This window comes from Streptomyces argenteolus, assembly GCF_042902585.1.
Taxonomy (GTDB): domain Bacteria; phylum Actinomycetota; class Actinomycetes; order Streptomycetales; family Streptomycetaceae; genus Streptomyces; species Streptomyces argenteolus.
In genome coordinates this window covers 282132-303747 of sequence record NZ_JBIBEG010000005.1, presented here as the reverse complement: position 1 = coordinate 303747, position 21616 = coordinate 282132, and the positions used below count along the sequence as shown (strand labels likewise).

Sequence of the window (21616 nt, the reverse complement as noted above, 5' to 3'; positions counted from 1 at the left end):
TTTCGATGAACGCGCCGTACGACGGTGACCGCGGCGAGGGCGCGGGCGGAGCTGGATCTTCCGGCGGTCCGCCGGGCGCCGGGCGCCCCGGTGAGCCCGACCCTTACTCCCAGAACGGGGAGACGCAGGACCCGTACCTCCAGCACGCCTACGACCACGACCCGTACCGCGCCCAGGACCTCGCCGCGCAGGATCCGGTGGCCGAGGCGCTCTACGACCGTGCCGCCCACCCCCCGCCGCCGCCGGGCACCTATCAGGAGCCTCAGGCGCTCTACCAGCAGCCTCCCGCCGCCCCGTACGCCCCTGACCCCCGCATCTGGGCCCAGACGCCTCCACCGGAGCCCGCAGGCCCTTCCCGGCACCTCCCCTACGGGGACAACGCCGCCACCACGCAGTACGTGGGGGTCGACGACCTGGTCACACAGGCGTCGGACGACCGCGGGGACCAGGACGCCTTCGCCCACCTCTTCCGCGACCAGGAAGGCTCGGGCCGGCCTCCGGGCCCTCCGGCCGAGCCGGAGGCCACTCCGCCTCCCGCGCCGCCGAAGTCGGGCGGCCGGGCCTCCGGGATACTGAAGTCGAGCGCCTTGATGGCGGCCGGCACCCTGGTGTCCCGGCTCACCGGGTTCATCCGCAGCCTGGTGATCACCGCGGCGCTGGGTGCGGCGCTGCTCGGTGACAGCTTCACCATCGCGTACACCCTGCCCACGATGATCTACATCCTCACCGTGGGCGGTGGGCTGAACTCGGTCTTCGTCCCTCAGCTCGTCCGCTCCATGAAGGACGACGAGGACGGTGGCGAGGCGTACGCCAACCGGTTGCTGACGCTCGTCATGGTCGCCCTCGGTGTGATCGTCGCGATCGCGGTCTTCGCCGCTCCGTGGCTCGTGCACCTCATGTCGAGCACCATCGCGAACGAACCGGCCGCGGACACCGTCGCCGTCACCTTCGCCCGCTACTGCCTGCCGACCATCTTCTTCATGGGCGTCCATGTGGTCATGGGCCAGATCCTCAACGCCCGCGGTCGGTTCGGCGCGATGATGTGGACCCCGGTCCTGAACAACATCGTCATGATCTTCACCTTCGGCCTGTTCATCTGGGTCTACGGCACTTCGGCCGAGTCCCGGATGGGCGTGGAGACGATCCCCGCGGAGGGCGTCCGCCTTCTCGGCATCGGCACACTGCTCGGGCTCGTCGTCCAGGCCCTGGCCATGATCCCGTATCTCCGCGAAGCGGGATTCCGCTTCCGTCCCCGCTTCGACTGGCGGGGCCACGGGCTCGGGAAGACCATAAGGCTCGCCAAGTGGACGGTCCTGTTCGTCCTGGCCAACCAGGCGGGCGTGCTGGTCGTCACGCAGCTCGCCACGTCCGCGGGCAAGCTCGCGGACAAGGACGGTTCGGGCTTCCTGGCCTACTCCAACGCGCAGCTGATCTGGGGCATGCCGCAGGCCATCATCACCGTCTCGGTCATGGCGGCTCTGCTGCCGCGCATCTCCCGCGCGGCCCATGACAACGACCCCGGTGCGGTCCGCGACGACATCTCGCAGGGGCTGCGCAACTCCGCGGTGGCCATCGTGCCGGTCGCCTTCACCTTCCTGGCGCTCGGTCTGCCGATGTGCACCCTGCTCTACGCGTCCAGCGGCACCGAGGCCGCGCGGTCCATGGGCTTCATCCTGATGGCGTTCGGCCTCGGCCTCATCCCGTACTCCGTGCAGTACGTCGTGCTGCGCGGCTTCTACGCGTACGAGGACACCCGCACCCCCTTCTACAACACGGTCATCGTGGCAGCGGTCAACGCCGCGGCCTCCGCGCTCTGCTACGTGATTCTTCCGGCCCAGTGGGCAGTCGTGGGAATGGCGGCCTCCTACGGGCTGGCGTACGCGGTCGGCGTCGGGATCGCCTGGCGCCGGCTGAGCAACCGGCTCGGCGGGGACCTCGACGGTGCCCGCGTGGTGCGTACCTACGCCCGTCTCTGCCTGGCGGCGATCCCCGCGGCGGTCGTGGGCGGCGGGGTGGGATTCGCCCTCCTCCAGGCGCTCGGCGAGGGGGCAGGCGGCTCGGTCGTGGCCCTGGTCTGCGGCAGCGTCGTACTCCTTGGCATCTTCTTCGTCGCGGCGAAGAAGATGCGGATCGAAGAGCTCAACGGCATGGTCGGCATGGTCCGGGGACGCCTCGGACGCTGAACGGACTCAAGGCCGTGCACAACCATCGCCGGACACCGCGTGTCGTGCATAGCGCCGGAGTGTGGGCACAATTGGCGTGACTGTGCAGAGCTGGCTGGCATCGCGCAACGGATGGGGAGGCAGGAACGACGGTGGCGGAACGTAGCACGGCCGCTGTCGACGTGGCCGACAACAGCGGCGACGAGCCGCTGACCGCCAAGGCGGACGCGGCCACGACCGACGGGACGGCACAAACCCAGGACGAAGAGGGCGCGGGCCCGAAGGACGCGGAGAGCGGGCGTGACGGCTCTGCCGCCGTACCGGCGTCGCCGGATCTGCACAGCGGCCACAAGCTGGCCAGGCGCTACCGCCTCGAAGAGTGCGTCACCCGACTGGACGGATTCAGCAGCTGGCGGGCCGTCGACGAGAAGCTCCGCCGGGCGGTGGGCGTTCATCTGCTGCCCGCCGACCACCCGCGTGCCCGCTCGGTGCTGGCCGCCGCCCGCTCCTCGGCCCTGCTCGGCGATCCGCGTTTCGTCCAGGTCCTGGACGCCGTGGAGGAGGACGACCTCGTCTACGTCGTCCATGAATGGCTCCCCGACGCCACGGAACTCACCGCGCTCCTGGCGGCGGGCCCGATGGAAGCCCACGACGCGTACCAGCTCGTGAGCCAGATCTCCCAGGCCATGGCCGCCGCGCACCGCGAAGGCCTCGCGCACCTGTGCCTCACCCCTGGTGCTGTGCTGCGCAGCTCGACGGGTCAGTACCGCATTCGTGGACTCGCGGTGAACGCCGCGCTGCGCGGCATCACCGCCGACCAGCCCCTGCGAACGGACACCGAGGCCATCGGCGCGCTCCTCTACGCCGCCCTCACCCGGCGCTGGCCGTACGAGAGCGACGCGTACGGCCTCTCCGGGCTCCCCAAGGACCTGGGGCTGATCCCTCCGGACCAGGTGAGGGCCGGCGTCCACCGTGGCCTCTCCGAGCTCGCCATGCGTGCGCTCGCCAACGACGGTGCCACCGCTTCACGCCAGGAACAGCCGTGCACCACGCCCGACGAGCTGGCCAAGGCCGTCGCGGCCATGCCACGCATCCTGCCTCCGGAACCGGCTTTCACCGCCCCGCCCGAATACCAGCGCACGACGTACCAGCAGGGCACCTACGGACGTCCGTCGGCGCGCCCCTCGTCGGCCACCCAGCCGGTCATCGCGGTTCCTCCGCCTCCTCTGCAGAGCCGTACCGGCAAGGCGCTCAAGTGGGCCGTCTCCGCACTCCTCATCGCCGCTCTGGGCCTCGGCAGCTGGCAGCTGGCGGAAACCGTCCTCGACCGGGGCAACGACTCCGGAGAGCCCACCCCCACCCAGACCACCGACGACGGAGGCGACGACAACAACGCCGTCGCACCCAGCAAGCCCCTCGACGTCGTGGGAGCCCAGGACTACGACCCACTGGGCGCCGACGGGTCCGAGAAGCCGGCCACGATAAAGAACGTCTACGACGGCGACAAGGGCTCCTACTGGAGCACGGACGGCTACTACAGCGCCGACTTCGGCAGGCTCAAGGAAGGCGTCGGCGTCGTTCTCGATCTCGGCGAGGTTCAGCAGGTGGGCACGGTCGACGTGTCCTTCCTCGGGGGCACCACCTCCGTCGAGCTGAGGGCGACCGAGGACTCCTCCGTCCCGCAGATGCCCGGCGGTTTCACGAAGATCGCTCACGGATCTGGAACAAAGGTCTCCCTCAAGCCCGACAAGCAGGTGAAGGCGCGATACCTTCTGGTCTGGCTGACCAAACTGCCGTTGAGTGATGACGGGAACTACCGGGGAAAGATCTCGGACATCAAGGTCACCAGCTGACAGCACCAGGGGAGGGGGCTCACCGTTGGACGACGCCAGATTCGCCGACACCAGCGACCAGGATCTCCTGGCTCAGCACGTCGCAGGCGAACCGGACGCGTTCGGTGAGCTCGTACGGCGACACCGTGACCGCCTCTGGGCGGTGGCCCTGCGGACGCTCGGCGACCGCGAGGAAGCCGCCGATGCGGTGCAGGACGCCCTTGTGTCCGCCTTCAGAGCGGCCCACACCTTCCGGGGCCAGTCCGCCGTCACCACATGGCTGCACCGGATCACCGTCAACGCCTGTCTCGACCGCGCACGCAAGTCGGCCTCCCGCAAGACCGCACCGGTCGATGACGCCGAACGGCTCGACCAGCTCATGGAGCCGCACGAGTCCGCCGAGGCGCCCGCCGAACGCCAGGATCTGCACCGCGAGCTCCTGGCGGCCCTCGCCACCCTGCCTGCGGAGCAGCGTGCCGCTCTGATCCTTGTGGACATGCAGGCGTATCCCGTCGCCGAGGCGGCCCGCATCCTCGACGTACCCATCGGGACGGTGAAGAGCCGCTGTGCGCGGGGCCGGGCCAGACTGCTCCCCCTCCTCACCCATCTGCGCGTGGAGAGAGGGAACAGGGAGGACGGCACCATGGAAAGGAACCGCGTACGGGGGACATCCGTCCCACCGGCGTCAGGACCAAGAGATGCAGGCGACGGCGATCCTGCGGCTGTGAAGGGTGGAGGTGGGCTCGCATGACATCCACTGCCGACACAGCTCAGCATCCGGACGTCTCGGAGATCTCCGACCTCACCGAAGGACTGCTCCCGCCGGCTCGCGAAGCCGCGCTCCGCCAGCACCTCGGCGACTGTGAACCGTGCACCGAGCTCCACTCCTCGCTCGAGGAGATCCGCTCGCTGCTCGGATCCGTCCCGGCCCCGGAGCCCATGCCGGACGATGTCGCCGCGCGCATCGACGCCGCCTTGGCAGTGGAAGCAGCCTCGGCCTCCGAGCTGCCGGCCACGGGCCCCCATGTTTCACGTGAAACATCCGAGGCGCCGTCATCGGAGGGCTCGGCCGCGGCCAGGCCCGCCGGACGGCCCAGGGGTGCCACCGGCCCCGGCAGGAGTCCTGCCCGGCGCCGTCGGCGCACCGTGATCCTGGGAACGGCTTTCGGTGCGGCAGCCGTCGGCATGAGCGTCTTCCTGCTGCAGTCGACGCAGCTCTCCCAGGATTCGGCGGGCACGATGGCCGATCGAGGCGTCAGCTCGGCCGAGAAGAGCGGCGGGGACTTCTCCGAGCGCACTCTGGAGGGGCAGGTCCGTACCCTCCTGGAAGGAAAGGCGCTGTCCGAGTCTCCTGAGGCTCTGGACAAGCCCTCCATGGACACCAAGTCGTCCCCTGAGAGCTTGCCTCCCGGCACCGCATCGCCCCGTGTCCCCCTCCGTACCCCGGCCGTGAACGTTCCCCCGTGCGTGCAGCAGGGAACCGGCCGGAGCACACCCGCGCTCGCCGTCGAAGAGGGCCGCTACCAGGGCGCCGACGCCTTTCTCGTCGTACTGCCCCATCCCACGGACTCCAGCCGGGTACAGGCCTACGTCGTCGACGCCTCGTGCGTGAGTTCCACCCCTGCGACAAAGGGGCACCTGCTGCTCACGCAGTCCTACGCACGCCCCTGAGGACGGAGCCGGGAGCCGGTCCGGGACTTCGGGAATGCATGCCCCGTAGGATCCGTTGGGTGGGGTGAGAGTCGTGGAACCGACCCCAGTTGGCAGTAGGCAGTCTGCAGAGACGAGGAATGACCCGTGAGCGACGTCCGTAATGTGATCATCATCGGTTCCGGGCCGGCCGGTTACACGGCCGCCCTGTACACCGCTCGCGCGTCGCTGAAGCCCCTGGTGTTCGAGGGCGCTGTCACCGCGGGCGGCGCCCTGATGAACACCACCGACGTGGAGAACTTCCCGGGTTTCCAGGACGGCATCATGGGTCCTGAGCTCATGGACAACATGCGCGCCCAGGCCGAACGCTTCGGCGCCGAGCTCATCCCCGACGACGTGGTCTCCGTCGATCTCTCCGGAGACGTCAAGACGGTCACGGACACCGCCGGCACGGTGCACCGCGCCAAGGCCGTCATCGTCACCACGGGCTCTCAGCACCGCAAGCTGGGCCTGCCCAACGAGGACGCCCTCTCCGGACGCGGCGTCTCCTGGTGCGCCACCTGCGACGGCTTCTTCTTCAAGGACCAGGACATCGCCGTGGTCGGCGGCGGCGACACCGCCATGGAGGAGGCGACGTTCCTCTCCAGGTTCGCCAGGTCGGTCACGATCGTCCACCGCCGTGACTCCCTGCGGGCCTCCAAGGCCATGCAGGAGCGTGCCTTCGCCGACCCGAAGATCAAGTTCGCCTGGGACAGCGAGGTCGCCACGGTGCACGGTGACCAGAAGCTCTCCAGCCTGACGCTGCGCAACACCAAGACCGGTGAGACCTCCGAGCTTCCGGTGACCGGCCTGTTCATCGCTGTCGGCCACGACCCCCGCACGGAGCTCTTCAAGGGCCAGCTCGACCTCGACGACGAGGGCTACCTCAAGGTCGAGGCTCCCTCGACGCGCACCAACCTGAAGGGTGTGTTCGGCGCGGGCGACGTCGTCGACCACACCTACCGACAGGCCATCACCGCGGCCGGTACCGGTTGCTCGGCAGCTCTCGACGCCGAACGCTTCCTGGCAGCCCTCTCCGACGAGCAGCTCGCCGAGCCGGAGAAGACCCCGGCAGTCTGACTGCACCCCCTCGAACCCCACACCCCGCGAAGTTAAGGAGGCCGCCGTGGCCGGCGCGCTGAAGAACGTAACCGACGACTCATTCGATGAGGACGTCCTGAAGAACGACAAGCCTGTCCTGGTGGACTTCTGGGCCGCTTGGTGCGGTCCGTGCCGCCAGATCGCGCCTTCGCTGGAGGCCATCGCGGCCGAGCACGGCGACCAGATCGAGATCGTCAAGCTCAACATCGACGAGAACCCGGCCACCGCAGCCAAGTACGGCGTGATGTCGATCCCCACGCTCAACGTGTACCAGGGTGGCGAGGTCGCCAAGACCATCGTCGGCGCCAAGCCGAAGGCCGCGATCCTTCGCGACCTGGAGAGCTTCCTCGGCGAGTAAGCTCCCTCCGCTGTTTCACGTGAAACGGGCCCACCCTTCGGGGCGGGCCCGTTTCACGTTCGGCATGCCTGCCTGAGGCGATCCTGCGCCGCGGCTCAGAGAGGCCTCAGAGCCGGCTCCTTCTGTACGGCGCCGAGCAGCCGGTCCAGTGCCAGCTCGACGTCCTCCTTCCAGGACAACGTCGTACGCAGTTCGAGTCTCAGCCGGGGATGCACAGGGTGGGGGCGCACCGTCTTGAAGCCCACGGCGAGCAGGTGGTCGGCCGGCAGTACGCATGCCGGTTCCTTCCATCGCGCGTCCCCGAAAGCCTCGATCGCTTTGAAGCCCCGCCGTAGCAGGTCCTTGGCCACCGTCTGCACCATCACCCGGCCCAGCCCTTGCCCTTGAAAGCCGGGCGTGATCAAGGCGGTCATCAACTGCACGGCATCGGGGGAGACGGGACTGGTGGGAAACGCGGTGGAGCGCGGAACGTAGGCAGGCGGCGCATAGAGAACGAAGCCTGCCGCGACGTCGTCCACATAGACGATCCGGCCGCACGAACCCCATTCGAGGAGCACCGCGGAGATCCAGGCCTCCTTCTCGAGCTCGGGACGGCCTGCCTTTACCGCAGCTTCCCCGCTGACCGGATCAAGTTCCCAGAAGACACACGAGCGGCAGCGCCGGGGGAGATCCGGAAGGTTGTCCAATGTGAGCGGTACGAGCCGACGCCCCATGAAGGCGGTTCCTCACTTCCTTCGCCCGCCGCATCACGTGCGGCTGCCAGCGCACTCCGTTCTCGGAACAAGCTGCCGACGAACCCCCCGACAGCTCCAAGCCCCAACCCGACTGACACCAGGTGGCTGCGATTCACTGATCGCACGGCCGCCGCCTCCTCTGAGGTGGATCACGGTGGTGGATACGCCATACCAGAACGCATCGTATCCACCCAGAGGTGATGGGGATACCGAGAGAGAGCAAAGGGCGGGCCGAGTTCCGGAGAACTTCCCGGAACTCGGCCCGCCCTTCGGATACAACGCGGCCCGCCCTTCACATACAAGGGGGGCCGCCCCTCAGCTACGGGCTCAGGCGTCGTCGCCCTCGCTCTGCTCCTGCTCGGCACTCTGCTCCAGCACGCGGCCCTCACCCGGGGCGAGGCTGCCCAGAATGCGGTCCAGATCCTCCATCGAGGCGAACTCGACGACGATCTTTCCCTTCTTCTGTCCCAGGTCGACCTTCACCCGGGTCTCGAAGCGGTCGGAGAGACGCGAGGCGAGGTCGGTCAGGGCGGGTGAGACCCTGCCGCCGGCACGGGGTCCACGCGGCTTCGCGGAACTGGCCGGCTCAGAACCGAGGAGATTCACGATCTCCTCGACCGCGCGCACCGACAGTCCTTCGGCCACGATGCGGTGCGCCAGGCGGTCCTGCTCCTCGGAGTCGTCCACCGACAGGAGCGCCCTCGCGTGACCGGCCGACAGAACACCCGCGGCGACACGCCGCTGGACGGGCGCGGAAAGCCGCAGCAGACGGAGGGTGTTGGAGACCTGCGGGCGGGACCGGCCGATCCGGTCCGCGAGCTGGTCATGGGTGCACTTGAAGTCCTTCAACAGCTGGTCGTACGCCGCGGCCTCTTCGAGCGGATTCAGCTGAGCCCGGTGCAGGTTCTCCAGGAGCGCGTCGAGGAGCAGCTTCTCGTCGTCCGTCGCACGGACGATGGCCGGGATGCGCTCCAGACCGGCCTCGCCGCAGGCCCTCCAGCGGCGCTCACCCATGATGAGTTCGTAGCGGTCCTCGGCGACCTTGCGGACGACGACCGGCTGGAGAAGGCCGACCTCCTTGATGGAGGTGACCAGCTCTGCGAGTGCGTCCTCGTCGAAGACCTCACGAGGCTGCCTGGGGTTCGGTGTGATCGAGGCCAGGGGAAGTTCAGCGAAGTACGCACCGGCGGAATCGGTCTGCTCCGGAACGGATTCCAGCTCCCTGACGGGCGAGCTCGGCTCCGGAACCACCGTTCCGGACGGGAGTCCGGCCAGCTTGGCAGCGGCCACTCCCCGCTCGGCGGTCAGCACGGGCGAGGTGGCCCCCGCGTTCGCACCGGATGCGGGACTCGTGACCTGCTTCTCCTGCGGAGCTGCGGGGATCAGTGCACCGAGTCCACGCCCCAGCCCTCTACGACGCTCACTCACTGCATGCCCTCCGAATTGCTCTGCTGACTGTTCTGAATGCCCGTGTGGGCAGGTTCACCCGCAGGAGCGTGCTGCGCTTCGTAGTGCACTCCCACGCCCCGGAGCGCGATCTCCCGGGCGGCCTCAAGATACGAGAGGGAGCCGCTGGAGCCAGGATCGTACGTGAGCACGGTCTGGCCGTAGCTCGGCGCCTCCGAGATGCGCACGGATCGCGGAATGCTGGTCCGCAGCACCTCCTTGCCGAAGTGGCTGCGCACCTCCTCGGCGACCTGCGAGGCAAGCCGGGTCCTGCCGTCGTACATGGTGAGCAGGATGGTGGAGACGTGGAGGTCAGGGTTCAGGTGCCCACGAACCAGATCGACGTTACGGAGTAGTTGTCCGAGTCCCTCCAGGGCGTAGTACTCACACTGGATCGGGATGAGCACCTCGGCACCGGCCACGAGAGCGTTGACCGTGAGGAGGCCGAGCGACGGCGGGCAGTCGATGAGGATGTAGTCCAGGGGCTGGTCGTACGCCTGGATGGCCCGCTGGAGCCTGCTCTCCCGCGCGACCAACGAGACCAGCTCGATCTCCGCACCGGCGAGATCGATGGTCGCCGGCGCGCAGAAGAGGCCTTCGACGTCCGGGACGGGCTGAACCACCTCGGAGAGGGGCATGCTCTCCACGAGGACGTCATAGATGGAGGGGACCTCTGCGTGATGGTCGATCCCCAGAGCCGTGGAGGCATTCCCCTGCGGGTCGAGGTCCACCACCAGAACGCGTGCGCCGTGCAGAGCGAGCGAGGCGGCAAGGTTGACCGTCGAGGTCGTCTTGCCCACACCGCCCTTCTGGTTGGCGACCACCATGACGCGCGTCCGGTCTGGTCGGGGCAGACCCTCGCCGGCGCGGCCAAGGGCCTCGACCGCCAGCTGAGCCGCACGACCAATGGGTGTGTCGTCCATCGGCGGCGGTGTTTCACGTGAAACACCGTCCCCCAAGGACTCGGTACGGGGACCGGGGACCGGATCGGTCATCGGTCCCGCGATGTTGGCGTCGGACCGCAAGGATTCACTCTCCTCGACTTCAGGCTCGCAATGAACAGAGCCTGCCATGCTTTCGGGGTCGCGAACCAGCGAGGCCGACTGTTCTGTGGATGAATCCGGTTCTGTGGACAACTCCGTAGCCCTTACGGGCTTGCGGTCGCGCGGCGCGGCAGCCGCACGACCGCGGCCGATGATTCCCTGCAGCAGAGAGCGACGTTTCACGTGAAACACGATGCCTCTGCGGTCCAGCGGCAGGCTCCCGACACTCCGCACGCAGCACATATCGCTGCTTGCATGGAGCATCAGTACAAAAAGGTCCTGACATCACACAGTGGAGCGAAACGCCGGTCCACTCCGGGCACCGCCCCGCTCTCAGCGGCGCCGGCGCGTCCGGCCGACCCTGGCCGCCTTGGCTCGCTTTGCGGCGAACCTCACACCGCCCGGGCTCTCCCCGACCACTACGCGCACCACCGTGGAGGCCGGATCCACCAGCCCTTCACCGACATGGAGCACCTCGGTCTCGACCACGCCGAGCTTGCTCAGTGCGGCACGGGCGCCCTGGATCTCCTCCGCTGCGGTGCCCCCCTTGAGCGCCAGCATCTCCCCGTACGGGCGGAGCAGGGGAACACCCCATCCTGCGAGCCGGTCGAGGGGTGCAACGGCCCGGGCCGTCACCACATGGACCGGCTGCAGGGTCCCGAGCACCTCTTCGGCCCGCCCCCGGACGACCGTCACATGGTCCAGGCCCAGCAGCTCGACGACCTCCTGAAGGAAATTCGTACGCCGAAGCAGCGGCTCGAGCAGAGTGATCTTCAGGTCGGGACGCACCAGTGCGAGCGGGATACCGGGAAGCCCGGCCCCCGAACCCACGTCGCACACCGTGACACCCTCGGGTACCACCTCGGAGAGGACCGCGCAGTTCAGCAGATGGCGCTCCCAGAGACGCGGTACCTCGCGCGGACCGATCAGGCCTCGCTTGACCCCCGCGTCCGCCAACAGCTCCGCGTACCGGACAGCCTCTGGAAAGAACTCACCGAATACCGCTTGCGCCTCCTCGGGCGCCTGAGGGAGCTCTGCTGCTGCCTCCGTCACGGGGACCGTCCTTCCGTTCCGCACTAGCGCACTGTGGGTGGCTGACTATCAGGCTGACAAAGATCGGCCCCGCCTGCGAACAGACGGGGCCGACAGTACAAGGATCCGGTCAGGCCGGCAGGACGACGACGAAGCGCTGCGGCTCCTCGCCCTCGGACTCGCTGCGCAGACCTGCTGCCGCTACGGCGTCGTGCACGACCTTGCGCTCGAACGGCGTCATCGGCTCCAGCTTCACCGGCTCGCCCGAGCTCTTCACCTCGTCCGCGGCCTTGGCACCCAGAGCGGCGAGGACCTCACGCTTCTTGGCCCGGAAGCCGGCGATGTCCAGCATCAGGCGGCTCCGGTCACCGGTCTCGCGGTGCACGGCCAGGCGCGTCAGCTCCTGGAGCGCCTCCAGCACCTCGCCGTCCCGGCCCACAAGCTTCTGCAGGTCACGCGCCGATTCGCTGATGATCGAGACCGCGGCCCGGTCCGCCTCCACATCCATGTCGATGTCGCCGTCGAGGTCGGCGATGTCGAGCAGGCCTTCGAGGTAGTCAGCCGCGATCTCACCCTCCTGCTCGAGGCGGGTCAGAGTGTCGCTGCCCTCAGCGGCCGGGACCATGGTGCCTTCCGTCACGGATGGACTCCTTCTTACTTCTTGGACGGGTGCTTGGGCCGCTGCGGGCCCTTGCGCTGTCCGGACTTGGCTTGGCGTGAGGAGCCGGACGCGGTGGGCTTGCCCGCCGTGCTCGGCTGGTCGTCCTGCGGTGCGTCCCGCTTCTCCAACGAGGTCTTGGCTTCCGGGCCGGTGGAGCCGGAGTCCTTCGCCGCGCCGGGATGCGTAGCGGCAGTCTGACGCTTCGCCTTGGTCTGGCGCTTGGGCTGCTGCCGCTTGTGCGCGGCTCCGCCCTCGGCCTCGACGACGGCTGCTTCGCTCTTCGCCACCGTCCCGTCCTCCTGGGCGGCGAGGCCCAGCTTGGCCAGACCGGTGATGAACTTGCGCTCGATGTCATTGCGGTCAGGCCCCTTGGCCACGATCCGCTTCACCGTGTTACGCCGCGTCCTGCCCCGCACCTGACCGTGAGAGGTCACGCTCTTCAGCACACGGCCCAGGTACTGGTCCTGCGCCTTGCTGCCAGGAGTCGGGTTCTGGTTGATCACGTACATCTGCTGACCCATGGTCCAGACGTTGGTGGTCAGCCAGTACACGAGGACACCGACGGGGAAGTTGATACCCATGACGGCGAAGATCACGGGGAAGATGTACATCAGCATCTTCTGCTGCTGCATGTACGGCGTCTTCACGGTCAGGTCGACGTTCTTCGTCATCAGCTGGCGCTGCGTGAAGAACTGCGAGGCCGACATCATCACGATCATGATCGCCGTGACGACACGGACATCGGTCAGCGAGGCGCCCAGCGCCGCGACCTTCTCTTCGCTGTCCATGAACTTCGCCGCCAGCGGGGCGCCGAAGATGTGTGCCTGGCGCGCGCTGTCGAGCAGCGGCTGGTCGATCACGCCGATGGTCTTGCCCGAGGCGATGGACGACAGCACGTGATACAGGGCGAAGAAGAACGGGGACTGCGCCAGAATCGGAAGGCACGAGGAGAGCGGGTTGGTACCCGTCTCCTTGTACAGCTTCATCATCTCTTCGGACTGACGCTGCTTGTCGTTCTTGTAGCGCTCCTGGATCGCCTTCATCTTCGGCTGGAGCACCTGCATGTTCCGGGTCGACTTGATCTGCTTCACGAAAAGCGGGATCAGGCAGATCCGGATCAGGACCACCAGGGACACGATGGACAGGCCCCAGGCCCAGCCCGTGTCATCGCCGAAGAGGGCTCCGTACAGCTTGTGGAACTGGACAATGACCCACGAGACAGGTGTGGTGATAAAGCTGAACAGACTGGCAATCGTGTCCACTAATCAGGCTCCTTGAGCATTGGGCGAGGTCTCTGTGGCCGGGCTCAGGGGTTCGGAGACCGACCCCCCGGAAGGCACATCGCCGGCGGAGTCCCCGCCCTTGCCGCCACGCACACAGCTGCGCAGCATTTCGTGCCAACGCGGACGTTTGCGTGGAGGTACGTGATCCACGCCACCGGGTGACCACGGATTGCACCGCAGGATGCGCCAGGCGGTCAGCGCAGTTCCCTTGATCGCACCGTGCCGGTCGATCGCCGTATATCCATAGTGGGAACACGACGGGTAGTAGCGGCAGACGGGCCCGAGGAGCGGGCTGATCGTCCACTGGTACAGCTTGATAAGGGCCAGCAGCGGGTACTTCATCGCGCGCCCCCTCCCAGCAGCCGCTGAAGGGCGGCATCCAGGTCTCGGGCCAGCTGTGCATGATCGGCGTCACCCGAAGGGGGCAACGCTCGTACGACAACAAGGCTACCGGGGGGCAGCTGAGCCAGCCGTTCGCGCATCAGGTGCCGAAGCTTGCGCTTCACCGCGGTCCGGACGACCGCTCCACCCACTGCTTTGCTGACAACGAAACCCGCACGCGGCGGGGGAGCACTCTCCCCTGTCACGTGCGGGTCCGTAGCACCGCTGCGTAGATGCACGACGAGTAGCGGGCGTCCGGCCCGACGTCCCCGACGTACAGCGGCTGCGAAGTCCTCGCGCCGCCTCAGTCGATTCTCTGAAGGCAGCACGTCATGACCTGGCCGCGATCAGGCGGACAGGTTGGCGCGACCCTTGCCACGGCGGTTCGCGAGAATCGCGCGGCCGGCACGGGTACGCATACGCAGCCGGAAGCCGTGGGTCTTGGCGCGACGACGATTGTTCGGCTGGAAGGTGCGCTTGCTCACTCGGGGGCTCCAGAAATGATTCGTGTGTTGGCGGGACATCGCCTGGCTGTCACCGTGCGCCCACGAGGAACTCGCGTAAACGCCTTAGTGCACCGCTTCACAATCACAGATCGTGATCTTTGCCCATCGGAGGCAGGCGGCAGCAGCCATCGACAACTCGACCTGGTCACGGTACGCGCGGCTACGCCATCCGGTCAAACCGGCTCCTCGCGGGCCCGTGCTGTACACAGCCTGTGGACAACAACTTGAACCACGTGGGTCGGCCTGACTACCGTGGCTGAACTCCGGTTCTTTTCCTTCCTGACTGCCGGGCCTCACCCGACCCGACCCATCCCGTCCCGAGAAGCACACATTCGTGGGACATGCGAGAGAGCGTGCCTTGTGGCTGACGTACCTGCCGATCTTGCCGCAGTGTGGCCACGAGTGCTGGAACAACTCCTCGGGGAGGGCCAGCAGGGCATCGAGCCCAAGGACAAGCAGTGGATCGAGCGCTGCCAGCCTCTGGCTCTCGTGGCCGACACGGCCCTGCTGGCCGTACCCAACGAGTGGGGCAAGCGCGTTCTGGAGGGCCGGCTCGCCCCGCTCATCAGCGAGACGCTGACCCGGGAGTGCGGGCGCCCGATCCGGATCGCGATCACCGTCGACGACTCCGCGAACGAGCCGCCCGCACCGCCCGCGCCCCCCATGCACTCCCCGCACCAGAGCCAGCAGCCGCACCGCTACCAGGGGCCACAGCGCGACGACGCTCCGCGCAACGACGGCTACGACAGCTACGGACCGCGGCCGTCCGACGACGGCATGCCGACGGCCCGGCCCGCCTACCCGGACTACCAGCAGCACCGCCCCGAGCCCGGCGCCTGGCCCCGGGTCCAGGAGGACCTGTCCTGGCAGCCCCGGCACAGCGGGTACCAGGACCGCGACCCGTACGCGAGTCCCCGTCCCCCGCAGCCGCAGCACGACTACCGTCCGCAGCCGTCCGAGCACCAGGGCTACGAGCAGCAGGGTGACGGCCGCGACCGTCACGACCCGCAGGACCAGCAGCCGCAGCACCGGCAGGCCGGCCCCGGGCCCACGCGGACGGGCGGCGGCCCCATGGGCACGCAGTCCGCGCCGCCGCCCGGTACGAACGAGCCGCACGCACGGCTGAATCCGAAGTACCTCTTCGACACCTTCGTCATCGGCGCCTCCAACCGCTTCGCCCACGCGGCGGCGGTGGCCGTCGCCGAGGCCCCCGCGAAGGCGTACAACCCCCTTTTCGTCTACGGGGAGTCGGGGCTCGGCAAGACCCACCTGCTGCACGCCATCGGGCACTACGCACGCAGCCTCTACCCGGGTACCCGGGTGCGGTACGTGAGCTCCGAGGAGTTCACCAACGAGTTCATCAACTCGATCCGCGACGGCAAGGGCGACACCTTCCGCAAGCGCTACCGCGACGTGGACATCCTTCTGGTCGACGACATCCAGTTCCTGGCGAGCAAGGAGTCGACGCAGGAGGAGTTCTTCCACACCTTCAACACGCTCCACAACGCCAACAAGCAGATCGTGCTGTCCTCGGACCGGGCACCCAGGCAACTGGTGACCCTGGAGGACCGGCTGCGCAGCCGGTTCGAGTGGGGCCTCACCACCGATGTGCAGCCACCCGAACTGGAGACGCGCATCGCGATCCTCCGCAAGAAGGCGGTGCAGGAGCAGCTCAACGCCCCGCCGGAGGTGCTCGAGTTCATCGCGTCGCGCATCTCGCGCAACATCCGCGAGCTGGAGGGCGCGCTCATCCGCGTGACCGCCTTCGCGAGCCTCAACCGGCAGCCGGTGGATCTCGGTCTGACCGAGATCGTGCTCAAGGACCTGATCCCGGGCGGAGAGGACTCCGCTCCGGAGATCACCGCGCCGGCCATCATGGCGGCGACCGCCGACTACTTCGGGCTGACCGTCGAGGACCTCTGCGGATCGTCCCGCAGCCGCGTCCTGGTGACGGCACGCCAGATCGCGATGTACCTGTGCCGTGAGCTGACGGATCTCTCCCTGCCCAAGATCGGCGCCCAGTTCGGGGGGCGTGACCACACCACGGTGATGCACGCCGACCGGAAGATCCGCGCGCTGATGGCGGAGCGCCGCTCCATCTACAACCAGGTCACCGAGCTCACGAACCGCATCAAGAACGGCTGACCCGCCGGACCGCGCCCCGGGGCGCCTCGCGAGGACCGTACGAGATCCTCGCGAGGCGCCCTTTGGCTTAGGCGGGTCAGGGTGCCGCGGACTCGTGGCACGCCTGGACCCCGCCGCGGGTGCTGTGGACTTGGGGCGCGCCTGGACCCCGCCACAGGTGCCGCGGACTCGTCACCTCTGAACCTCGCCCTCACCGGCCACCCGAGCCCCGCCGCCCGCCGGGAACCGCACACGGCCGGCCTCGACCCCGTCCGGCGGGAGGCTCCCGTCGGGCCGCCTGGCCCCTGTCACCGACGCGGCTCGGCCGCCTCAGGGCCTCACCCGCCATGAGCCGCCGGCCGGTCCCCGCTCTCAGGTTCCCGTCGCCCGGAAGCGCCCTGGAGCGGCACCAGGAATGACCGCCCGCCGACGGGGAACAGCTTCGAGTACGGCTCGGCACAGCCGATCCGCCCCCTGTGGAGAGCCTCCGGCACAGCTCGGCCACCAGGGAGTGTTCGAATACGGGCGCCGAAGTGGCCCTTCTCCACAGATGATGAGGGAATCCGGCGTCCACAGCCTGGGGACTGTGAAGTTGTCCAGATTGCGTCCACAGAGCCTGTTGTCGATACTCCATCAGGCCAGCTCACACGCCTGGGGATTTGTGGTCAACGGTGATCCACAGCCTGTGGACAGAGAATTCGTCCACAGGGCCTCTTCGATGTTGTCCACCGACCACCCACAGGCAGCACCTCGTTGTCCCCAGCTTCTCCACACCCCTGTCCACTGTTCGGCAACCCGACACCGCCTTTCACTGCCGAGAGTGAAAGGCGTCACACCAGGGGCCTCGGTTGAGCTGTGGGGAACGTGGGTAAAGCTGGGGACAGCCCTGGGGAGAAGTCACCCAGCCCTGTGCATCGGGTGTGCAGAACTTTCGTGTGTCCACAGAAGCGCCTGGTTGTCCACCGGTGCCGCCCACAGGCACGGTGGACAAAAAACCGGCTCTGACCTGCGCAGATGACGTTATCCACGGTTTCCACAGGGCCTACTACTACTACCACTCAGAGTTAGCCCGGAATCAGCTTCGAAGTGGGACCTGTGCACAACTCGAGCGGCGGGCTCGGCGAACCTCTTGGTGCGACTTGACCCCGAGCAGCAACGAGTGTCGGTGCCGTACGTCAGACTGGACCCCGGCGGCCTCCCCAGCCCTTCGGCAGGGAGCCCCGGTCAGACGACGAAGGCCAGCAGGGCGAGCGAGCAACAGCAGGAGGCGGTTCCGGTGAAGATCCGGGTGGAGCGCGATGTACTCGCGGAGGCGGTGGCCTGGGTGGCCCGCAGCCTCCCGGCCCGTCCGCCGGCGCCCGTTCTCGCGGGCCTTCTGCTGAAGGCTGAGGACGGGGCCCTCAGCTTCTCCAGCTTCGACTACGAGGTCTCGGCCAAGGTCTCGGTGGACGCGGAGATCGAGGAGGACGGCACGGTGCTCGTGTCCGGCCGGCTCCTCGCCGACATCTGCCGCGCCCTCCCCAACCGCCCGGTGGAGATTTCCACAGACGGTGTACGGGCGACCGTGGTCTGCGGCTCTTCGCGGTTCACCCTCCACACCCTTCCTGTGGAGGAGTACCCGGCGCTGCCGCAGATGCCGACCGCCACGGGCACCGTCCCTGGTGAGGTTTTCGCCTCCGCCGCGGCCCAGGTCGCCATCGCCGCAGGACGTGACGACACCCTGCCCGTCCTGACCGGCGTGCGGATCGAGATCGAGGGCGAGACCGTCACCCTCGCGTCCACCGACCGCTACCGCTTCGCGGTCCGCGAGTTCCTGTGGAAGCCGGAGAATCCCGACGCCTCGGCCGTGGCCCTGGTGCCCGCCAAGACGCTCCTGGACACCGCCAAGGCGCTCACCAGTGGCGACACGGTGACCCTGGCGCTCTCCGGATCGGGAGCCGGTGAAGGGCTCATCGGGTTCGAGGGCGCGGGGCGTCGCACGACCACGCGGCTCCTCGAAGGCGACCTGCCGAAGTACCGCACCCTCTTCCCCACCGAGTTCAACTCGGTCGCCGTCATCGAGACCGCCCCGTTCGTCGAGGCCGTCAAGCGCGTCGCCCTCGTCGCCGAGCGCAACACGCCGGTGCGCCTCACCTTCGAGCAGGGCGTGCTGATCCTGGAGGCCGGTTCCAGCGACGACGCACAGGCTGTGGAGCGCGTGGACGCGGTGCTCGAAGGCGATGACATCTCGATCGCCTTCAACCCGACCTTCCTCCTGGACGGCCTGAGCGCGATCGACTCCCCGGTCGCCCAGCTCTCCTTCACGACGTCGACGAAGCCGGCCCTGCTCAGCGGCCGTCCCGCCGTCGACGCCGAGGCGGACGACGCCTACAAGTACCTGATCATGCCGGTCCGCCTCTCCGGCTGACCTGGCGGTCGTCCCTGTCATGGCAGCTTCCGGTGGACAGGCTCAGCGCCGAGCGAGCCCGCCGGGCTGCACCCCGCCGTGCGGTGCCGGCCGGGCGTAGGCTCGGTCCCAGGTACGCATCGGCACAACGCTAAAGGAATCTCTGATGGAGCTCGGTCTCGTCGGTCTCGGCAAGATGGGCGGCAACATGCGCGAGCGCATCCGCCGCGCAGGGCACACGGTCATCGGTTACGACCGCAACCCGGACGTCGCCGATGTCCACAGCCTCGAAGAGCTTGTGGGCAAGCTCAAGGGCCCGCGCGTCGTGTGGGTGATGGTCCCGGCGGGCGCCGCGACCCAGTCGACCATCGACGAGCTGGCCGAGCTGCTCTCCCCGGGCGACGTCGTCGTCGACGGCGGTAACTCCCGCTGGACCGATGACGAGAAGCACGCCGTCGAGCTGGGCATCAAGGGCATCGGCTTCGTCGACTGCGGCGTCTCCGGTGGCGTCTGGGGCCTGGAGAACGGCTACGCCCTGATGTACGGCGGCGAGACCGCGAACGTCGAGAAGGTCCAGCCGATCTTCGACGCCCTCAAGCCGGAGGGCGACTTCGGTTCCGTCCACGCGGGCAAGGTCGGCGCCGGCCACTTCGCCAAGATGGTCCACAACGGCATCGAGTACGCCATGATGCAGGCGTACGCCGAGGGCTGGGAGCTCCTGGAGAAGGTCGACTCCGTCACGGACGTGCGTGAGGTCTTCCGCTCCTGGCAGGAGGGCACGGTCATCCGTTCCTGGCTGCTCGACCTGGCGGTCAACGCGCTGGACGACGACGAGCACCTGGACCAGCTCCGTGGCTTCGCCGCCGACTCGGGTGAGGGCCGGTGGACGGTCGAGGCCGCCATCGACAACGCCGTGCCGCTGCCCGCGATCACCGCGTCCCTGTTCGCCCGCTTCGCCTCGCGGCAGGACGACTCGCCGCAGATGAAGATGATCGCCGCCCTGCGCAACCAGTTCGGCGGCCACGCGGTCGAGAACAAGAAGTAGGCCGGACGCCGCGAGGCGCCGGGCCGGCAGTACACAGCAGAGCACGCAGTCGGAAGGGTCGGCGACCATGCACGTCACGCATCTCTCGCTGGCCGACTTCCGCTCGTACGCCCGGGTCGAGGTTCCTCTCGACCCGGGCGTCACCGCGTTCGTGGGGGCCAACGGCCAGGGCAAGACCAATCTGGTCGAGGCCGTCGGCTATCTCGCGACGCTCGGCAGCCACCGGGTGTCGTCGGACGCCCCGCTGGTGCGGATGGGCGCCGAGCGCGCCGTGGTGCGTGCCGCGGTCACCCAGGGCGAGCGCTCCCAGCTGATCGAGCTCGAACTCAACCCCGGCCGGGCCAATCGGGCACGGATCAACAGGTCGTCCCAGGTCAGACCGCGCGATGTCCTGGGGATCGTCCGGACCGTGCTGTTCGCCCCCGAGGACCTCTCCCTGGTGAAGGGCGATCCCGGTGAACGCCGGCGCTTCCTCGACGAGCTGATCACCGCGCGCTCCCCGCGCATGGCGGGCGTCCGCTCCGACTACGAGCGGGTGCTCAAGCAGCGCAACACCCTGCTGAAGTCCGCGGCCATGGCCCGCAGGCACGGTGGCCGGTCGATGGATCTGTCCACGCTGGACGTGTGGGACCAGCATCTGGGACGGGTCGGTGCCGAGCTCCTGGCGCAGCGGCTCGACCTGATCTCGACCCTGCAGCCGCTCGCGGACAAGGCGTATGCCGATGTGGCGCCCGGCGGGGGCCCCGTGACCCTGGAGTACCGCAGCTCGGTCGGTGCCGATGTCGAGCCCGCGCGCACCCGCGAGGAGCTGTACGAGCAGGTGATGGCGGCGCTGGTCCAGGCGCGCAAGCAGGAGATCGAGCGCGGGGTGACGCTGGTCGGCCCGCACCGTGACGACCTGGTGCTCGGCCTGCGCGGCATGCCGGCGAAGGGGTACGCGAGCCACGGCGAGTCCTGGTCGTACGCCCTGGCGCTGCGGCTGGCGTCGTACGACCTGCTGCGCGGCGAGGGCAACGAACCGGTGCTGGTGCTCGACGACGTGTTCGCGGAGCTGGACGCCCGCCGCCGTGAGCGGCTCGCGGAACTGGTGGCCCCCGGGGAGCAGGTCCTGGTGACGGCTGCTGTGGACGACGACGTCCCGGGAGTGCTGGCGGGAGCGCGGTACGCGGTGTCCGCCGGGGTGGTGGAGCGGCTGTGAGCGGGCCGGGCGAGCAGGGCGGGGCCGTCCCCGGCCCGGCGAAGCAGCCGGAGGTCTCGGGAGTCGACCTGGCGCGGGTCGCGCTGAGGGCGGCGAAGGAGCAGGCCCGGGCACGTGGGGCCGCGGCTCAGCAGAAGAAGCAGGCCCGGCGGGGCGGCGGCCTCCGTTCGGGGGCGCGCTCCGACGGGCGTGATCCGCTGCCGCTCGGGTCGGCGATCAACCGTCTGATCACCGAGCGCGGCTGGGAGACCCCTGCCGCGGTGGGCGGTGTGATGGGGCGGTGGCCGCAGATCGTCGGTGAGGATCTGGCCAATCACTGTGTGCCCGTGCGGTACGACGAGGATCCGGCGGAGCGGGTCCTGACCGTGCAGTGCGACTCGACGGCGTGGGCGACGCAGCTGCGGCTGCTGGCACCCCAGCTCGTCGCCCGGCTGAACGCCGATCTCGGCCACGGAACGGTTCGGATGATCAAGGTGCTCGGCCCCGGCGGCCCGCAGCGCACTTTCGGCCCTCTTCGGTCGCCCGGGAGCAAGGGCCCCGGGGACACCTACGGCTGAGCAGGCCTTTTACCCTCCGGAGGCCGCCCCGGCGCCACCCGGGCCCCGGCCCGCGCCCAGGGGTTCCGGCGGCCTTCC

General features: G+C 68.6%; 20 protein-coding genes. 11 read left to right on the top strand and 9 right to left on the bottom strand.

Annotated features, from left to right (window positions below; all coding sequences use genetic code 11):
* Positions 1 to 5: 5 nt before the first annotated feature.
* The 6 genes from murJ to trxA all read left to right on the top strand — a co-directional run bounded on the left by murJ (position 6) and on the right by trxA (position 7142).
* Complete coding sequence (murJ, locus tag ACFY8O_RS20120) at positions 6 to 2183, top strand: murein biosynthesis integral membrane protein MurJ (RefSeq protein WP_387904184.1); 2178 nt, start codon at positions 6 to 8, stop codon at positions 2181 to 2183.
* A 131-nt stretch (positions 2184 to 2314) separates the two neighbouring features.
* Positions 2315 to 4015, top strand: coding sequence for a serine/threonine protein kinase (locus ACFY8O_RS20115; protein WP_145807998.1), 1701 nt, complete (start codon positions 2315 to 2317; stop codon positions 4013 to 4015).
* A gap of 25 nt (positions 4016 to 4040) precedes the next feature.
* Positions 4041 to 4745, top strand: coding sequence for an RNA polymerase sigma factor SigM (gene sigM, locus ACFY8O_RS20110; RefSeq protein ID WP_387904182.1), 705 nt, complete (start codon positions 4041 to 4043; stop codon positions 4743 to 4745).
* A complete protein-coding gene (locus tag ACFY8O_RS20105) occupies positions 4742 to 5665 on the top strand; it encodes a hypothetical protein (RefSeq protein ID WP_387904179.1) in 924 nt (307 codons plus the stop codon). The genes sigM and ACFY8O_RS20105 overlap by 4 nt, the downstream gene beginning before the upstream one ends.
* A 126-nt stretch (positions 5666 to 5791) precedes the next feature.
* Positions 5792 to 6763, top strand: a complete 972-nt coding sequence (gene trxB / locus ACFY8O_RS20100; RefSeq protein WP_145808004.1) for a thioredoxin-disulfide reductase — start codon at positions 5792 to 5794, stop codon at positions 6761 to 6763.
* A gap of 46 nt (positions 6764 to 6809) precedes the next feature.
* Entirely contained in the window at positions 6810 to 7142 is a 333-nt protein-coding gene (gene trxA, locus ACFY8O_RS20095; RefSeq protein ID WP_145808006.1) for a thioredoxin, read from the top strand.
* Positions 7143 to 7237: 95 nt separating this feature from the next.
* On the opposite strand, the gene ACFY8O_RS20090 is transcribed toward trxA, so the two are convergent.
* The 9 genes from ACFY8O_RS20090 to rpmH form a co-directional block, all read right to left on the bottom strand.
* Complete coding sequence (locus ACFY8O_RS20090; protein ID WP_387904174.1) at positions 7238 to 7855, bottom strand: GNAT family N-acetyltransferase; 618 nt, start codon at positions 7853 to 7855, stop codon at positions 7238 to 7240.
* Between the two features lie 348 nt (positions 7856 to 8203).
* The gene (locus ACFY8O_RS20085; RefSeq protein ID WP_387904172.1) at positions 8204 to 9304 is read right to left on the bottom strand and encodes a ParB/RepB/Spo0J family partition protein; all 1101 of its coding nucleotides are present in this window, start codon (positions 9302 to 9304) and stop codon (positions 8204 to 8206) included.
* A complete protein-coding gene (locus tag ACFY8O_RS20080) occupies positions 9301 to 10395 on the bottom strand; it encodes a ParA family protein (RefSeq protein ID WP_145808298.1) in 1095 nt (364 codons plus the stop codon). The genes ACFY8O_RS20085 and ACFY8O_RS20080 overlap by 4 nt, the downstream gene beginning before the upstream one ends.
* Positions 10396 to 10698: 303 nt before the next feature.
* Positions 10699 to 11418, bottom strand: coding sequence for a 16S rRNA (guanine(527)-N(7))-methyltransferase RsmG (gene rsmG / locus ACFY8O_RS20075; protein WP_145808012.1), 720 nt, complete (start codon positions 11416 to 11418; stop codon positions 10699 to 10701).
* 109 nt (positions 11419 to 11527) lie between these two features.
* A complete protein-coding gene (locus ACFY8O_RS20070; protein ID WP_387904169.1) occupies positions 11528 to 12037 on the bottom strand; it encodes a Jag family protein in 510 nt (169 codons plus the stop codon).
* A gap of 14 nt (positions 12038 to 12051) precedes the next feature.
* Complete coding sequence (gene yidC, locus ACFY8O_RS20065) at positions 12052 to 13320, bottom strand: membrane protein insertase YidC (protein WP_387904166.1); 1269 nt, start codon at positions 13318 to 13320, stop codon at positions 12052 to 12054.
* Positions 13321 to 13323: 3 nt separating this feature from the next.
* Complete coding sequence (gene yidD / locus ACFY8O_RS20060) at positions 13324 to 13683, bottom strand: membrane protein insertion efficiency factor YidD (RefSeq protein ID WP_145808018.1); 360 nt, start codon at positions 13681 to 13683, stop codon at positions 13324 to 13326.
* Positions 13680 to 14051, bottom strand: coding sequence for a ribonuclease P protein component (gene rnpA, locus ACFY8O_RS20055; protein WP_145808021.1), 372 nt, complete (start codon positions 14049 to 14051; stop codon positions 13680 to 13682). The genes yidD and rnpA overlap by 4 nt, the downstream gene beginning before the upstream one ends.
* 18 nt (positions 14052 to 14069) lie before the next feature.
* Positions 14070 to 14207 carry a 50S ribosomal protein L34 gene (gene rpmH, locus ACFY8O_RS20050; RefSeq protein WP_014047156.1) on the bottom strand — a complete coding sequence of 46 codons (138 nt, stop codon included), beginning with the start codon at positions 14205 to 14207 and terminating at the stop codon, positions 14070 to 14072.
* A 381-nt stretch (positions 14208 to 14588) separates the two neighbouring features.
* On the opposite strand from rpmH, the gene dnaA reads away from it, so the two are divergent.
* The 5 genes from dnaA to ACFY8O_RS20025 all read left to right on the top strand — a co-directional run bounded on the left by dnaA (position 14589) and on the right by ACFY8O_RS20025 (position 21538).
* The gene (gene dnaA, locus ACFY8O_RS20045) at positions 14589 to 16373 is read left to right on the top strand and encodes a chromosomal replication initiator protein DnaA (protein WP_145808023.1); all 1785 of its coding nucleotides are present in this window, start codon (positions 14589 to 14591) and stop codon (positions 16371 to 16373) included.
* A 1255-nt stretch (positions 16374 to 17628) separates the two neighbouring features.
* Positions 17629 to 18759, top strand: a complete 1131-nt coding sequence (gene dnaN / locus ACFY8O_RS20040) for a DNA polymerase III subunit beta (RefSeq protein ID WP_145808300.1) — start codon at positions 17629 to 17631, stop codon at positions 18757 to 18759.
* Between the two features lie 145 nt (positions 18760 to 18904).
* Positions 18905 to 19783: a phosphogluconate dehydrogenase (NAD(+)-dependent, decarboxylating) gene (gene gnd, locus ACFY8O_RS20035; protein WP_145808025.1), complete on the top strand. Its 879-nt coding sequence runs from the start codon at positions 18905 to 18907 to the stop codon at positions 19781 to 19783.
* 67 nt (positions 19784 to 19850) lie between these two features.
* Positions 19851 to 20981: a DNA replication/repair protein RecF gene (recF, locus tag ACFY8O_RS20030; protein WP_145808027.1), complete on the top strand. Its 1131-nt coding sequence runs from the start codon at positions 19851 to 19853 to the stop codon at positions 20979 to 20981.
* Positions 20978 to 21538, top strand: coding sequence for a DUF721 domain-containing protein (locus tag ACFY8O_RS20025; protein ID WP_387904161.1), 561 nt, complete (start codon positions 20978 to 20980; stop codon positions 21536 to 21538). Before recF ends, ACFY8O_RS20025 begins: the two co-directional genes overlap by 4 nt.
* The last annotated feature ends 78 nt before the right edge of the window (positions 21539 to 21616 follow it).

Bases quoted from the DNA above. Each gene is read 5' to 3' on its own strand.
- murJ (WP_387904184.1), top strand. From the start codon at position 6: ATGAACGCGCCGTACGACGGTGACCGCGGCGAGGGCGCGGGCGGAGCT.
- ACFY8O_RS20105 (WP_387904179.1), top strand. From the start codon at position 4,742: ATGACATCCACTGCCGACACAGCTCAGCATCCGGACGTCTCGGAGATC.
- ACFY8O_RS20090 (WP_387904174.1), bottom strand. From the start codon at position 7,855: ATGGGGCGTCGGCTCGTACCGCTCACATTGGACAACCTTCCGGATCTC.
- ACFY8O_RS20080 (WP_145808298.1), bottom strand. From the start codon at position 10,395: ATGGCAGGCTCTGTTCATTGCGAGCCTGAAGTCGAGGAGAGTGAATCC.
- yidD (WP_145808018.1), bottom strand. From the start codon at position 13,683: ATGAAGTACCCGCTGCTGGCCCTTATCAAGCTGTACCAGTGGACGATC.
- gnd (WP_145808025.1), top strand. From the start codon at position 18,905: ATGGAGCTCGGTCTCGTCGGTCTCGGCAAGATGGGCGGCAACATGCGC.
- recF (WP_145808027.1), top strand. From the start codon at position 19,851: ATGCACGTCACGCATCTCTCGCTGGCCGACTTCCGCTCGTACGCCCGG.